The sequence below is a fragment of the Kitasatospora sp. NPDC004723 genome, from assembly GCF_040609255.1.
Lineage (GTDB): Bacteria > Actinomycetota > Actinomycetes > Streptomycetales > Streptomycetaceae > Kitasatospora.
In genome coordinates this window covers 1-13,582 of record NZ_JBEXJT010000042.1, presented here as the reverse complement: position 1 = coordinate 13,582, position 13,582 = coordinate 1, and the positions used below count along the sequence as shown (strand labels likewise).

The window sequence follows — 13,582 nt, the reverse complement described above, 5'->3', positions numbered from 1 at the left end:
AGTTTTGCGAGGCCTTGAGTGGTTCGCCCGTTGTGTCGAAGTCAGGGTCAGGGTGCGGAGTCCCCTGCGCGGGTGTCCGAAGTCGTCTGCACGGGGGTGGCGGCTACCAGCAGTGCGGCGAGCGCGATGGGAGCGACCGTCTGGTATCCGATCCACACCTCACCTCCGGCGCCGCTGCCCCGCCATGCCATCAGCAGGCCGGCAAGCGCCGCCAACACCCACCCGCTGTCGTAGGCAACCATAAGTCGCGTACAGGTACGCACCGGGCGGCTGTTCACATACCTGATCTCGATCCCACCGCCGATCAGCAGAGCTATGCCTGAGACGACCATCAGCCAGGCGGGCGCGCTGAGCAGATGCCCGAGCGGGGCAGCGCCGATGATGAAGGCGGCAGCGAGCAACACCTTGACGACGCCGTCGGCGATGATCCCCACCGTCCGGCGTGGCCCTGTCGATGGCACGGCCTGGGTCTGGGTCTGGGTCTGGGTCTGGGTCATGAGCGTTCCTCCCCTGTTGCCTGTCTCGCAGTTCCGTAACTCAGTTACTACAATAATGGGATTATGAGAACGAAGAGAGCTGAGAGCAAGGAACGCAACCGCCGTGCTCTGCTGGACGCTGCGTTCCAGGTCGTCTCCCGAGACGGGTACCGCGCCAGGCTTGAGGAGATCGCCGAGCGGGCCGACCTGACCACCGGCGCCATCTACTCGCTGTTCGGCAGCAAGAACGGTCTGGTGGTCGCCCTGGTCACCGACTATCTGCGGCCGCACTACGAAGAGATCGAGCAAGCGGTTCCCGCTGGGTTGGACCTGCTGGAAGCGGTCGATGCCTTCGCCCGGCACTACCGGCGCAGCTGTGACGCCCCCGAGGCGTTGTCCGGCCTGTCGCTGCAGATCACCTTGCTGGACATGGCCATGCACGACCCCGAGCTGGGATCCCAGCTCGCCGCGTCCGTCCGGACACAGGAGGACCAGCTGGTCGGGTTGTTCGCCGGAAGAACACACAACGGGAGCGTCGTGACGTCGCATCAGGCGCGACGCCTGGTCATCGCGCTCAGGGCACTGTTCGTCGGCCTCAGCCAGGGCGTCATCCTCGGCCTCGCCCACGGTGCCGACGAGCAGTACTTCGCCGACGCCGCCTGCGCCCTGGCCTCCGGCGCGGGGTGACTACGGCGACCGCGGGCACCGGGCCGACGCGGTACGGGTATGCCGGTAAGCCGGCGTCATCCGATGATCTCGCCCCGGGCCCCTCGCTGGATTTCGGCTTTCCCGCATCCAGCCCGGTCGTCTCCTTGGGCGCGTTCGTCGAGGTGCGTACCGTCTGGGAGTCCAGGACGACCGCGATGGGGTCCTCGTGCCGATTCCGGCCCTCACGGACCTGCCGGCGCAGCAGGTCGTGGACAGCCCGGCGGTGCCGTCGTCGCGCCACGTGCCGAAGGAGTAGTAGACGGCGCTGGGCGGCGGGGGGTCGTGCGGCAGGTAACACCATTGGCAGCCGGTGCGGGCCTGGTCAAGGATCGCGTTGAGAATCTCCCGCATCTCGTACCGGCAGTGGTTCGCCCGTTGTGTCGAAGTCTGGCTCTGGCCAAGGTGGTTGACGTTCGGCGAGACCGGCTGACTGCACCGACCCGGTCGGCCGATTCGGGGCGGGGCGGAAGGTGAGGCGGGTGTAGTACTCGGTGGCCAGGATCCGGTCCCTGGCGTCTCGGGGCAGGCGGGACAGAAGGCCGGGCAGGGGGCGATCCCTTTCGACCTGGCTGCGGTGTGCCGTGATCGCGGCCCACTTCCGGTCGAGCCAGGGGCGCACGTCGACCGTCAGGTCGACGGTGTCGTCCGGGACGCTGAGTACTGACTTGGCGGCCCGAGTCAGGAGCGGGCCGAGGTCGGCGACCGCCGAATGGGGGTGGGTGGCCAGGTGGACGGCGGTGGGCTGCCAGGGCTCCCCGGTGTCCGGGTAGAGGTGCGCCAGTCCTGCGGCGGCAACGGCCAGCAGGGTGGCGCGGTGTGTCTGCCGGTGGTCCGGGTGGCCGGTGAGCTGTCCGTAGGCGTCGTGGGTGATCACGGTCTCCGGCCTGACCGCACGGATGTGTCGCACAACGTCTTCGACGACCTGGTCGAAGGGCGCGTCGCACAGCCTCGGCCGGCCGGGTGCGGACTCCGGAACGCGGTGGTCGGCGTACCCGAGCATCCTCGGCTGGCCCGCGCCCAGGATCTCCAGGGAGTCGGCGAGTTCGGCGGCGCGTTGGGTGTCCGGGGCCCAGGTGGCGGTGACCACCGCCGTCCGTGCGCCGCGCGCGGTGTGCCGGGCGAGGACCCCGCCGGCGAGGAGCGCCTCGTCGTCCGGATGGGCGACGACGGCGAGCAGGGCGGATGGCTGTAGCACGGAGGTCCTCTTCGTCGTGGTGTGGCCGAGGAGATGGTGGAGGCGGGTGGGTTCCCGCCCGGCGGGGTCAGGAAGGTTCCGGGGCGGGGGCCGGCGTGTCCTGTGCCGGGTCGGTGTCGCGCTGGTGGGGGATGTCGGTGTCGTACTGGCGGGCCTGCAGCCGATACGCCGCCCGGTACTGGGTTGCGGGCCGGCGGGCCATGAGGTCGGCGTGGCTGCCCTCCTCCAAGAGCCGGCCGTGGTCGAGGACGAAGATCTGGTCGGCCTTCGCCGTTGCGCCGAGGCGGTGGGTGATCAGAATGACGGTGATACCCAGGTCGGTGAGCTGGCGGATCTGCTCGAATGCTTCGACCTCTGCCTGTGGGTCGAGGGCGGAGGTGGGTTCGTCGACGACGACCAGCGCAGGCAGGCGGTTGGCGGTGTCGGGTGTGGTCAGGCGCAGGCGGGTGCGGGCCAGGGCGACCTTCTGCCACTGCCCGCCGGAGAGCTGGACACCGCCCTCGAAGCCCTTGGCGAGGAGGGTGTTCCATTCGCGGGGCAGTTCGTCGATCACCGGCTGGAGGTCGGCGTAGTCGGCGGCAGTGTCCAGGTGCTTCTGTTCGAGGGGGACTTCGGGCCGCCCCAGCAGCAGATTGGCCCGCAGGGTGAAGATCCACCGCTGGAAGTTCTGTGCGAGCAGGGCCACGGAGCGGAACTGCTGGTGGCGGTCGGCGGTCGCGGTGTCGATGCCGTCCCACAGCACCCGTCCCTGGTGGGGCTGGTAGACGCCGCACAGGATGTTGGCGAACGTCGACTTGCCCGATCCGTTCGCCCCGACGAGAGCCACCACCTGCCCACGCGGGATCGTGAGGCTGACGTTGTCCAGTGCCGGGGTGTCGCGGCCGGGGTAGCTGAAGGTGACGTTCTCGACGGTGATCGTCTCCGGGCGGTCGGGCAACGGTGTGCCGCCGGTGGGGATCGCCCGGCGGTGGCCCTCGCGCCGCAGCTGGTCGAGGTCGCGGACGAACAGCGACTCCTCGTAGAGGCGGTTGACCTGGGAGACGAGGCCGCCGATGCTCGCCGATCCGGTCCGGATGGCCACCACGGCCGTGCCGGCGGCGGCGAGCGGGATCGAACCCTTCAGCACGAGCCAGCCGAGCAGGGCGAACGCGCCGGTCGTCGCGATACCGGCCAGCGTGGCGGTGAGCAGGTCGGTGCGGGCACGGGCGCCGGCGAGGCGGGCCTGCTCCTGTTCGGCGGACTCGGTCACCTCCCCGCTGGCCATCTCGTGCTTGGCCCAGCCGTAGTCGTACTTCATCGGCCCCCCGAACAGCAACTGCTCGCTGTCGGAGACCTCCTCGGCGCTGTTCGGCCTACTGCGCATCCGGGTCCTTCCGTCAGCGGGTGGGCGCGGCGTGGAGCCCGCGAACGGGGGCGGACTCCCGTCCCCGGGCTGCGGCTTGGGTGCTCAGGCCGGGGCGCTGTCGCTCGTGTCGCGGGCGGCGACCTGGCGCAGGTGTTCGTCGAAGAACCGGCGGGGGTCGCCGCCCATCCGGGCGAGCATCACGAGGGCGGACAGCGCCACGTCGCAGGTTTCCTTGCGCACGTCGTCCCAGTCGTGGGAGAAGCCCTTGCGGGGGTTGGCGCCGAGTGCCCCGATGACGGCTTCCGCGACTTCCCCGGCCTCTTCCTGGAGCTTGAGGGCCTGGACGGTCCAGCGCAGCTCGTCACTGCGGTCGAAGTGCTTGTCGAGCGCGCCTGCAAGGGAGTTGACGATTTTCCAGGTCTCTTCCATGGGCAAGAATCCTGTCGCTGTTCGAATGGGGCGATCCGCCGTCCCGCACCGGGGACCGGGGCCGGGACGCGGGCGGGAAAGGGCAGGGAGGGAGCGGGACGGAGGGGGACGCCCCGGCCGCGCTCCCCCGGCCGGTACGGGGCGTCCCAGGGACGGAAAGGCCCTGGAGGGACGGGTGCCGCGGCGCCGAGCATGGGCCGTGTCCGAGTCACGGACCGCAGCCTCGGGGGGAGTTTCCCGCGGGGGCGGCCCGTGACCGCTTCCGAGAAGGGGGAACCTTCCATGATCAAGCACGTGTTCCGGCGCGGAGCCGTCACCCTCGGCGCCGCGGCCATCGCCGTCACCTCGCTCGCCGGCGTCGCCCAGGCCAGTACGAGCGCCCCGAACATCAAGCCCGGCCAGCACAGCCAGGCGGTCTCCTGCGTGCAGGCGGGGCTGAACAGGGCGGGGTACTCCCTCGCGGTCGACGGCCAGTACGGCAACGCGACCTACGCGGCACTGACCGACTTCCAGAGCCGCCACGGCCTCTCGGCGGACGGCATCGTCGGTAGGAGGACCGGCGACGTCCTCTACAACGGCTTTCTCCTGAACTCGGGCAACGTGGTCCTGAGCGAGCTCTGCTACGAGTACATCCCCACCAGCAGCTGACCCGCCGCCCGGACGCCCCACCCACCCGCCGGATCCCGGCGGCCCACCGCTGCCCTCGTGCCGACAGCAGGCGCGGGGGCAGCGGTGCTCCGCCGCGCCCCGGACCTCCCCCTCCTCCTCCGAAGGACCAGGTAGCCCTCGACATGACCAACGACCCCACCCCCTCCCACCCCGGGCGCCGCTCGGTGCTCGCCGGCGCCTTCGCGCTCGGCACCGGCGCGCTGCTCTCCACCGCGCTCCCCTCCGGGACGGCACGCGCCGCCACCGGCCCGGCGATCGCCTCCACGGCCGCCTGGGGCGCCCGGCCCTCGTCCGGCCCGCTCACCATCCTGCCCGGCGCGCCCGACAAGGTGATCGTGCACCACACCGCGACCGCCAACGTCACCGACTACTCGCAGGCCGCCGCGTTCTCGCTGGCCAGGTCGATGCAGACGTACCAGATGGACACCGAGGGCTGGATCGACACCGGCCAGCACTTCACCGTCAGCCGCGGCGCGTACATCACGGAAGGCCGGCACAACAGCCTCTCCACGCTGACCGGCGGCACCCAGCACGTGGAGTCCGCCCACTGCACGGGGCAGAACACGGTGGCGATCGGCATCGAGAACGAGGGCACCTACAGCACCGTCGACCCGCGCAGCGAGCAGTACGCGGCGCTGGTCGCCCTCATCACCCACATCTGCCGCCAGTACGGACTGCGGGCCTACCAGATCTACGGGCACCGGGACTTCAACGCCACCGAGTGCCCCGGCGACCGCCTGTACGCGCTGATACCGCAGCTGCGCCGCGACGTGGCCGCCCAGATCGGCGGGGACCCGACCGGCCCGGTGTGGCCGGTGCTGAGCAGCGGCGCCTCGGGCGAGCGGGTGAAGACCCTGCAGTACCTGCTGGTGCAGCGGGGCGCCTCCCTGACCGTGGACGGCTCGTTCGGTCCCGCCACCCGCAGCGCCGTCACGGCCTTCCAGAGCGCGGTGCACGCCTCGGCGGACGGCGTCGCGGGCAACCAGACGTGGAGTCAGGCGGTCGCGCCGCTCGCGCGCGGGGCCTCGGGCAGCGCGGTGACCGCCGTGCAGAGCCAGCTGGTCGCGCACGGCGTCACGGTGGCGGTCGACGGCGCCTTCGGCCCCGGGACGCAGTCCGGGGTGGCGTCCTTCCAGAGCGCGGCGTCGCTGCCCGCCGACGGCGTGGTCGACGCCCGGACCTGGAGCCGGCTGCTCGCCTGACGCCCGATGCCGTACGGCTCCGGCGCCGCCCGCGGACCAGGTCACCGCGGGCGGCGCCACGCCCGGCGCACGGGGGCCGGCCCGGGCCGTCGCGGGACGTCCCCGGGACGCCACGGACCGTGGCGGGACGCCCGTACCCGGGCCGAGAGTGAACCGCACCGCCTGATCGTCCGACAGGCGCACCGGAAGGAATGACCGTGAAACACATCGCAGCCCTGCGCGGCCTCGCCGTGGCCGTGCTCGCACTCGTCGCCTTCGCCCTGCTGCCCGCCCAGGCGCAGGCCGTCGACTCGACCACCTGGATCCAGCGCAACCTGGTCGGGATCGGCTACCTGGCGAGCGGCGGTGTCGACGGCGACTACGGCCCGGCCACCACCGCCGCCGTCCGCGGCTTCCAGCGCGACAACGGGCTCGACGAGGACGGCGTGTACGGCCCCAGGACCGAACTCGCCCTCCACAACAAGGTCGCCGAGGTCCAGCGCGCGACCGGCTCGGGCGCCGACGGGGCCTACGGCGCGGGGACGACCTCCTCCGTCACCGCCTGGCAGCGGGCGCACGGGCTCGACGCCGACGGCATCGCCGGGCCCGCGACCATGAACGCGCTGGGGATCGCCCGGACGGTGCGGATCACCGCGCAGTGGAAGTTCCCCGCCCTCGGCTGGAGCGTGAACGGACAGTTCGGCTGCCTGGAGCAGCTCTACACCCACGAGAGCGGCTGGAAGGTCTACGCGACCAACCCCTCGTCCGGCGCGTACGGGATACCGCAGGCGCTGCCCGCCACCAAGATGGCGACCGCCGGACCCGACTGGCAGACCAACCCGGCCACCCAGCTCAGCTGGGGCCTGAGCTACATCAAGTCGCGCTACGGCGACCCGTGCTCGGCCTGGAGCTTCTGGCAGTCCCACAACTGGTACTGAGCGGCACGCGGGCAGGGCCCCACCCCGGGCGGGGTGGGGCCCTGCCCGCGTCGTCCCTACACGCCGCCGCCGGAAAGGGTGTCGCGCCGCAGCTCCCGTCGCAGGGCCACGGACCGCGCCAGACCCGCCGTCAGGGCCAGTGCCAGCACGGTCAGCAGCAACAGGACCGTCTGCCGGCGGTCCGGCGAGGCGGCGTCCCCCTCGCCGGGCGCGCCGCCGCACCCGGCGGCCCCCGGTGCGGCACCCGGTGCGGCGGCCGGTGTGCGGCAGGCCTCCGCCAGGGTCCACAGCTCCAGCAGGCGCCGTTCGTCGGCCTGACAGACGGCGGCGATCCGCTCGACGGCGTCACGCGGCGGGAACTGCTTGCCGTTCACCCACCGCTCCCACGAGGACTTCGCGTAGTGGGTGCGCTCGCTGATCCGGGCGTAGGTCAGGCCGGACGAGGACTTCAGTGACTGAAGCTCCTCGCAGAGCCGGTCGGCAGGGCCCTTCGGCGTGCCGCCGGACAAAGGAACGTGGTCCATCATGTGTACCCCCCAGGTCGTTCCGGTGCGATCGAGGACGCGCAACGGAGCCGGGCGCCGTGCCGCACTCCCGCCGGCCGGTCCCACGGGCCGAACCGGTCTCCCGGCGGCCGAGGCCCCCGCCCCCACGGTGCGCCCTCCCGCAGCACGGCCCACCCCGGGTCACGTGCTGCGGCTTGATCCACTGTGTGCCATCCCCGGGACGAAAGTCCACGATCTTTCGGATTTTTGGGATGGGTACGACGCATCGAACTGCCCTGAGCTGCGGTTTGAGACGCCGGGACCGCTCAGGTTGAGACACCGCGGGCCTCGGACGGGCGCCGTGGGACGCCGTCGCCGCCCGCGCTGCGGAGCCGGGGCGCAGCGCCCGGAACGGCGCGGCGACGCCGCCGCCGTCCCCGGCCGGCGCCCCGTGAGGAAGGGCGTCCCAGGGACGCGAAAACGATCGCGGGACGTCTTCGGGGCTTCGTAGTGTCGGCTGTCGACGGCCGTTGCGGCCGCCCTCACCCACGTCTCCCAGGAGCCCCGCCGTGCCCGTGTTCCCGGTCATCAAGCGCGCCGCCGTCGTGACGGCCACCGGGATCGTCGGCATCCAGACCGGCAGCGAGATGCAGGAAGTGATCGTCCACAACGAGTTCTCCTGGGGCACCACCTGCTGGGAGAACCTGCCGACCTGGTAGCCCGACCCGTTCCCGGGGCCGTCCGCCGACGGTACGTCCCCTTCCCCTCATCCACCTCAGCAGAAATGAGGAACTTCCGTGAAGCGCTTCCCGGCCGTCGTGGCCGCGATCTTCGCCGGCCTCCTGGCGGCGGTGCTGTCCGTCCCCGCCGCCCACGCCGCGAGCTGGCCCGTCGTCCGCAGCGGCGACCAGGGCGCCAAGGTGTCCACCGTCCAGTACCTGCTGAACGCCCGCGGCTACGCGACCGACGCCGACGGTGCGTTCGGCCCCGCGACCGAGGCCAAGGTCAAGAGCTTCCAGAGCGCCAACGGCCTGAGCCCGGTGGACGGCATCGTCGGCGGCGCCACCTGGCCGAAGCTGATCGTCACCGTCCGCCAGGGCGACAACGGCGACGCCGTCAAGGCGCTCCAGGTCCAGCTCAACGCCCGCGGCGCCAACCTCGCCGTGGACGGCGCCTTCGGGGCCGGCACCGACTCCTCGGTGCGCGGCTTCCAGCAGTCCGCGGGCCTGAGCCCGGTGGACGGCATCGTCGGCCCCGCCACCTGGTCCGCCCTGCTCTCCGGCACGGGCGGCGGCACCGGCGGCGGCAGCGGCGACCTGCTCAGCCAGTCCCAGGCCGCCGCGATGTTCTCCTCCGCGGGCATCACCTGGTCCTCCTCGGGCAACTGCTCCAACCGCAACAACAGCAACTGCACCTCCTTCGACGGCCTGCGCCGCGCCTCGGCGGACGGCGCCGTCGCGCTCAAGCACGCCGTGGGCGGCTGCGGCCTGACCATCACCGGAGGCACCGAGACCGGCCACGCCGCCGGCACCTACAGCCACGCCAACGGCTACAAGCTGGACTTCGCGATGGTGAGCTGCCTGACCAGCCACATCACCGGCAACTTCGCCTACAGCGGCGTCCGCGGCGACGGCGCCACCCTCTACACCGCCCCCTCGGGCAACGTCTACGCCAACGAGGGCAACCACTGGGACGTGACCTTCACGGGCTGACGGCCCCCGGCACGACCACACCCCGAGGGGCACCGGACGCATCCGGTGCCCCTCGGGGCTTCGAGCAGCTCGGCAAGCGCGCCGCCGGAGCCGACCACGGGAAACGACTCGATCGCGTGGTGCCCGAGGTCCCGACGCTTTCCGGCGCCGTCGAGGCCGGGGTGCTTCGGCCACGGAGTCGTCGGTGCGGCCGGAAGCTCGCGGCCGTTCAGGGCCGGTTGCGGAGTTCCTTCTTGTCGATCCTGCCCAGGCCGGTGACGGGAAGGGCATCGACGGCGCCCGCGCCCTCGGCCTGGAGCACCGGATCGGCTCGCTCGCCCTCGGCAAGCAGGCCGACGTCCTGCTGCCGGTGCACGACCCGGTGGGCACGGTGGTCTGCGCGATGGACCGGGCCGACGTCGACACCGTGCTGGTCGCCGGGCACGTGGTCAAGCGGCACGGGCGGCTGCTGCACCCGGGCCTGCCGGGCCTCGTGGCCGGGCCGAGGAGCTGCGGCTGCGGCTCACCTGCGGACGAGCACGCCCTCCTCGACGGCGGCCAGCACGTCCCGCAGCATGCGGTTCAGCAGTTCCGCCTCCGCCTCGGGGATCCGGGCGACGATCCGAGCGTGCGCCGCGGTCACCGCGCGCACGGAGTCCTCGGCGACCTCGACCCCCCGGCGCGTGAGGCGCACCCAGGAGCTGCGGCCGTCCCCGTCGTCGGCCTCGCGGGAGACCAGTCCGGCCCCGGCCAGGCGCTTGAGCACGTTGCTCGTGCCGCCGGAGGACAGCAGCAGCGCGTTGGTCAGTTCGGTGGGCTTGAGCCGGTCGGCAACCCTGCTTCCTCCAGGGACCACTTGCCCCAGAGGTCCAACCCGGTCGATGCCCGGTCGGGTTCGACTTCGTACAGCCCGCTCTCGGGGGGTGATCCGCGTTTGCGCACGCGGGGCGGGCCGCGGTGACGCCGACAGGCGTGGAGTGCCCTGTTCGCCGGCCGGCGTCGCTGCCTCCGCGCCGCAGCGCGTGCTCTCAGCGGTGGCCGACGATGACGGAGATGCCCCAGCCGATCGCCGCGAGCACCACCGCGAAGAGCAGTACGGCCAGGGTGCGGGCGGCCGGTCCGGCGGCGGGGCGTGCGTCCGCCGGGCCGCCGGTGGGGCCGCCGGGCGGGTTGAGCAGGCGCAGGCCGAGGGCGAAGAGCGCGGGCAGGCCGGCGCCGGTGAGCAGGCCCACCACGACGATCCTCCACACCGCGTCGAGGTTGATCCAGGAGTTCACGAGCCCACCTCGTCCTTGGGCGCGACCGCGACCCCGACCGGCTCCGGAACCACCGAGCCGGTCCACACGGCGTTGACGTTCTCCGATGTCACGGCCGGATGGCGGGAGGCGATGAAGAAGGCGGTCGACGCCAGCACCAGCACGACGAAGACCACCACCACCCCGGCCGTCCCGCCGATCCCGTTCGCGACCCAGTAGGCCGCCGCGCCGGCCAGCGCGGCGGCCGGCAGGGTGAGCAGCCAGGCCGTCACCATCCGGCGGGCGAGCTGCCAGCGGACCTCGGCGCCCTTCCACCCGACTCCCGAGCCCAGGATCGATCCGGTGGCCACGTGCGTGGTGGATAGCGAGTAGCCGAAGTCGGTGGAGCAGAGGATCACCGCGGCGGAGGCCGACTCGGCGGCCATCCCCTGGGGCGGTGCGATCTCCACCAGCCCCTTGCCCAGGGCACGGATCACCCGCCAGCCGCCGACGTACGTCCCGAGGGCGATCGCCAGCGCGCAGGAGACGATCACCCAGTCCGGGGCCGTCGCCCCGGGTGCCAGGGTGCCGTTGGCGATCAGGGCGAGGGTGATGACGCCCATGGTCTTCTGCGCGTCGTTGGTGCCGTGGGCGAGCGACACCATGGACGCCGAGCCGATCTGGCCGAGCCGGAACCCGTTCTCGCGCGGGCGCTCGGACACGTTCCGGGTGATCCGCGCGACCAGCAGGGTGCCGACCACGGCCACCAGGCCGGCGATGAACGGCGACAGCGCCGCCGGCACGATCACCTTGGAGACCAGGCCCTGCCATTTGACGGCCGAGGTGCCGGCCGCCGCCATCGTCGCCCCGATCACCCCGCCGATCAACGCGTGCGAGGAACTGGAGGGGATCCCGAGGTACCAGGTGGCCAGGTTCCACAGGATGCTGCCGGTCAGGCCGGCGCAGACCACGGTCAGGGTCACGTCCCCGCTGGCGACCAGGCCGTTGGCGATGGTCGCCGCCACAGCGGTCGACAGGAACGCGCCGACCAGGTTCAGCACCGCCGAGACCGCGACCGCGACGCGCGGCGGCAGGGCCCCGGTGACGATCGAGGTCGCCATCGCGTTGCCGGTGTCGTGGAAGCCGTTGGTGAAGTCGAAGCCCAGCGCCGTCATGACCATCAACGCCAGGACCGCGTCGTTGCCGGTCACGCACCGAACCTAGCCCGCCCGCCGAGGCCGCGCACCGAGGGGCGAAGGCCCACCACCCGATCGGGCCAACACCGCGCACGCCTCACAGGGCCTTTCGGCCCGTTCGGCCCGTCGGACTCCGGGCACGCGCATCCCGACGACGCCGAGGCCGCCCTCGCCGCTGCCCGGGTGTCACACCGTGGGTGAGAGCGGCACTCGCGGCAAGGCGCATCGGGAGCATCCGGGTGACGACCTCGGCGAGCGCGGTCGAACCGGCCCTGGGCAGGCCCACGGCCGCCGGATCGACGGCGGCGCCCGGGTGGGTGAGAACGGTGAGGATCTCCTCGTAGCCGGAGACCACGTACAGGCGGCCGAGGTCCAGCACCGGCGCCTCGGCGAGCAGCCGGCGGTGGAGCGCGGGTGGGTCCTGCTGCGCGGCGGGCTGCTGGATGAACCGCGTCAACTCGTGCCGGAGGCTTTCCATGGCCCGGCTCTCCTTCACTGGTGGTCGGTGGAACGTCTCCGGGGGCACCGCGGCGGGCCCGCTTGCCCGGCCGGCCCACCGCGGTGCGGAACCCCTGGTCCGCGGCGGCTACTCGGTGGCGGCGACGCAACCGGAGATGCAGCCGAAGGAGGAAATGGGGCAGGCGGCACTGCCCAGACAGACCGTCTTGGCACGAACACCCCGCTCCCGCGCGCCACCACGCGTGGCGGAACACGGGGGACGGAACGGGGGCCGGGGAACCGGCCGGGGTAAGGCCCGCCTAGGCTGTATGCCGAAGCAAAACGGGCGAACCGGACCCGTCCAGGGGCCGGGACGAGGGAAAGCGGGACCCGCCGATGGGCGACGGAATGTCAGGCATGCACCACCACGGCGGGATGACCGAACTCGGGCCCTTCTCGCTCTCCAACGTGCTCACCTGGTCCCCCGACTGGGTGTTCCTGATCGGCAGCCTGGCCGCGCTCGCGCTGTACCTCACCGGCGTGGTCCGGCTGCGGCGGCGCGGCGACAGCTGGCCGGTCGGACGCACGGTGGCCTGGGTGCTGGGCGTCGGCTCGGTGATCCTGGTCACCTGCACCGGGCTGAACGACTACGGCATGGTGCTGTTCAGCGCGCACATGATGCAGCACATGGTGCTCTCCATGCTGTCGCCGATCCTGCTGCTGCTCGGCGGGCCGATCACCCTGGCGCTGCGCGCGCTGCGGCCGGCCGGCAAGGGGCGTCCGCGCGGGCCGCGCGAGCTGCTGGTGGCGCTGCTGCACTCGACCTACATCAAGGTGGTCTCGCACCCGGGCTTCACCATCCCGCTGTTCATCGCGAGCCTCTACGGGGTCTACTTCACCCCGCTGTTCGACTTCCTCATGCAGTACCGGCTCGGGCACATCTTCATGATGGTCCACTTCCTGGCGACCGGCCTGGTGTTCTTCTGGCCGATCATGGGCGTGGACCCGGGCCCGCACCGGCCGGGCCATGTGATGCGGATCATCGAGCTGTTCATGGGCATGCCGTTCCACGCCTTCTTCGGCGTCGCGGTGATGATGGCCAACCACCAGCTGGTGAACACCTTCACCACCGAGATGGCGCCACCCGGCACCGATCTGCTGGCCGACCAGAAGCTCGCCGGCGGCATCACCTGGGCGTTCGGCGAGATCCCGACCGCGATCGTGCTGATCGCGCTGGTCTACCAGTGGATGGGCTCGGAGCAGCGGCTCTCGCGCCGCCGCGACCGCGCCGAGGACCGCAGCGGTGACGCCGAGCTGGCGGCGTACAACGCCTACCTGGCCTCGCTGGACCAGCGCAGCCGGCGCCCCGCGGCCGACGCCGGCTGAGACCCGGCGGCAGCGTCGAGGGAGCCCCCGTCCGATCCGGACGGGGGCTCCGGCGTTTCCGGAGGCGTTTCCGAGAGCGTTCCGGGGCCTGGGCGCCCGGGCCCCGCGAGGGAAACGCCGGGAGGCCCCGGGGGTGCGGGGGGGGGCCGCCCGGGGGCCCCCGGGTGAAACCCCGGGGCCCCCCCCAAGGGACAACAAAACAAATAAAAA

The 13,582-nt window shown here is 72.2% G+C and carries 18 protein-coding genes and 1 pseudogene; 8 read left to right on the top strand and 11 right to left on the bottom strand.

The features are described from left to right. Window positions 1-47: 47 nt before the first annotated feature. Window positions 48-497 carry a hypothetical protein gene (locus tag ABZW10_RS29935; protein WP_355371945.1) on the bottom strand — a complete coding sequence of 150 codons (450 nt, stop codon included), beginning with the start codon at window positions 495-497 and terminating at the stop codon, window positions 48-50. A 63-nt stretch (window positions 498-560) separates the two neighbouring features. Here ABZW10_RS29935 and ABZW10_RS29930 point away from each other — a divergent pair, with 63 nt between their 5' ends. Then, the gene (locus ABZW10_RS29930; protein WP_355371943.1) at window positions 561-1,163 is read left to right on the top strand and encodes a TetR/AcrR family transcriptional regulator; all 603 of its coding nucleotides are present in this window, start codon (window positions 561-563) and stop codon (window positions 1,161-1,163) included. On the opposite strand, the gene ABZW10_RS29925 is transcribed toward ABZW10_RS29930, so the two are convergent. The 4 genes from ABZW10_RS29925 to ABZW10_RS29910 all read right to left on the bottom strand — a co-directional run bounded on the left by ABZW10_RS29925 (window position 1,164) and on the right by ABZW10_RS29910 (window position 4,153). Beyond that, complete coding sequence (locus ABZW10_RS29925; protein ID WP_355371940.1) at window positions 1,164-1,535, bottom strand: transposase; 372 nt, start codon at window positions 1,533-1,535, stop codon at window positions 1,164-1,166. Beyond that, window positions 1,507-2,379: a PIG-L deacetylase family protein gene (locus ABZW10_RS29920; RefSeq protein ID WP_355371937.1), complete on the bottom strand. Its 873-nt coding sequence runs from the start codon at window positions 2,377-2,379 to the stop codon at window positions 1,507-1,509. The genes ABZW10_RS29925 and ABZW10_RS29920 overlap by 29 nt, the downstream gene beginning before the upstream one ends. 67 nt (window positions 2,380-2,446) lie before the next feature. Then, a complete protein-coding gene (locus ABZW10_RS29915) occupies window positions 2,447-3,742 on the bottom strand; it encodes an ABC transporter ATP-binding protein (RefSeq protein ID WP_355371934.1) in 1,296 nt (431 codons plus the stop codon). A gap of 84 nt (window positions 3,743-3,826) precedes the next feature. Next, on the bottom strand, window positions 3,827-4,153 hold the full coding sequence (locus tag ABZW10_RS29910; protein WP_355371932.1) for a MazG-like family protein: 327 nt from the start codon (window positions 4,151-4,153) through the stop codon (window positions 3,827-3,829). Between the two features lie 282 nt (window positions 4,154-4,435). Between ABZW10_RS29910 and ABZW10_RS29905 the strand changes: the two genes are divergently transcribed. From ABZW10_RS29905 to ABZW10_RS29895, 3 genes are all read left to right on the top strand, one after another. Next, a complete protein-coding gene (locus ABZW10_RS29905) occupies window positions 4,436-4,801 on the top strand; it encodes a peptidoglycan-binding domain-containing protein (protein WP_355371929.1) in 366 nt (121 codons plus the stop codon). A gap of 143 nt (window positions 4,802-4,944) precedes the next feature. Next, window positions 4,945-6,024 carry an N-acetylmuramoyl-L-alanine amidase gene (locus ABZW10_RS29900; protein ID WP_355371927.1) on the top strand — a complete coding sequence of 360 codons (1,080 nt, stop codon included), beginning with the start codon at window positions 4,945-4,947 and terminating at the stop codon, window positions 6,022-6,024. Window positions 6,025-6,221: 197 nt separating this feature from the next. Then, window positions 6,222-6,941: a peptidoglycan-binding protein gene (locus ABZW10_RS29895; protein ID WP_355371924.1), complete on the top strand. Its 720-nt coding sequence runs from the start codon at window positions 6,222-6,224 to the stop codon at window positions 6,939-6,941. Between the two features lie 56 nt (window positions 6,942-6,997). Here ABZW10_RS29895 and ABZW10_RS29890 read toward each other — a convergent pair whose 3' ends face one another. Next, window positions 6,998-7,468: a helix-turn-helix transcriptional regulator gene (locus ABZW10_RS29890; RefSeq protein WP_355371922.1), complete on the bottom strand. Its 471-nt coding sequence runs from the start codon at window positions 7,466-7,468 to the stop codon at window positions 6,998-7,000. 527 nt (window positions 7,469-7,995) lie between these two features. Between ABZW10_RS29890 and ABZW10_RS29885 the strand changes: the two genes are divergently transcribed. The 3 genes and pseudogenes from ABZW10_RS29885 to ABZW10_RS29875 all read left to right on the top strand — a co-directional run bounded on the left by ABZW10_RS29885 (window position 7,996) and on the right by ABZW10_RS29875 (window position 9,138). Then, window positions 7,996-8,145 carry a hypothetical protein gene (locus tag ABZW10_RS29885; protein ID WP_355371919.1) on the top strand — a complete coding sequence of 50 codons (150 nt, stop codon included), beginning with the start codon at window positions 7,996-7,998 and terminating at the stop codon, window positions 8,143-8,145. Window positions 8,146-8,223: 78 nt separating this feature from the next. Next, a pseudogene (locus ABZW10_RS29880) lies at window positions 8,224-8,490 on the top strand (peptidoglycan-binding domain-containing protein); the annotation flags it as partial. Next, complete coding sequence (locus ABZW10_RS29875) at window positions 8,467-9,138, top strand: peptidoglycan-binding domain-containing protein (RefSeq protein WP_355372058.1); 672 nt, start codon at window positions 8,467-8,469, stop codon at window positions 9,136-9,138. The pseudogene ABZW10_RS29880 and the gene ABZW10_RS29875, both read left to right, overlap by 24 nt. A 208-nt stretch (window positions 9,139-9,346) precedes the next feature. Here ABZW10_RS29875 and ABZW10_RS29870 read toward each other — a convergent pair whose 3' ends face one another. From ABZW10_RS29870 to ABZW10_RS29850, 5 genes are all read right to left on the bottom strand, one after another. Continuing rightward, window positions 9,347-9,577 carry a hypothetical protein gene (locus tag ABZW10_RS29870; protein ID WP_355371917.1) on the bottom strand — a complete coding sequence of 77 codons (231 nt, stop codon included), beginning with the start codon at window positions 9,575-9,577 and terminating at the stop codon, window positions 9,347-9,349. A 63-nt stretch (window positions 9,578-9,640) separates the two neighbouring features. Continuing rightward, window positions 9,641-9,973 carry a MarR family transcriptional regulator gene (locus tag ABZW10_RS29865; protein ID WP_355371915.1) on the bottom strand — a complete coding sequence of 111 codons (333 nt, stop codon included), beginning with the start codon at window positions 9,971-9,973 and terminating at the stop codon, window positions 9,641-9,643. Window positions 9,974-10,145: 172 nt separating this feature from the next. After that, complete coding sequence (locus ABZW10_RS29860; RefSeq protein ID WP_355371912.1) at window positions 10,146-10,394, bottom strand: hypothetical protein; 249 nt, start codon at window positions 10,392-10,394, stop codon at window positions 10,146-10,148. Beyond that, on the bottom strand, window positions 10,391-11,563 hold the full coding sequence (locus ABZW10_RS29855; protein ID WP_355371910.1) for an inorganic phosphate transporter: 1,173 nt from the start codon (window positions 11,561-11,563) through the stop codon (window positions 10,391-10,393). The genes ABZW10_RS29860 and ABZW10_RS29855 overlap by 4 nt, the downstream gene beginning before the upstream one ends. A gap of 82 nt (window positions 11,564-11,645) precedes the next feature. Next, window positions 11,646-12,026 (bottom strand): hypothetical protein, encoded by a 381-nt coding sequence (locus tag ABZW10_RS29850; protein WP_355371908.1) that lies wholly within the window; start codon window positions 12,024-12,026, stop codon window positions 11,646-11,648. A gap of 377 nt (window positions 12,027-12,403) precedes the next feature. On the opposite strand from ABZW10_RS29850, the gene ABZW10_RS29845 reads away from it, so the two are divergent. After that, a complete protein-coding gene (locus ABZW10_RS29845) occupies window positions 12,404-13,372 on the top strand; it encodes a cytochrome c oxidase assembly protein (protein WP_355371906.1) in 969 nt (322 codons plus the stop codon). Window positions 13,373-13,582 lie beyond the last annotated feature (210 nt).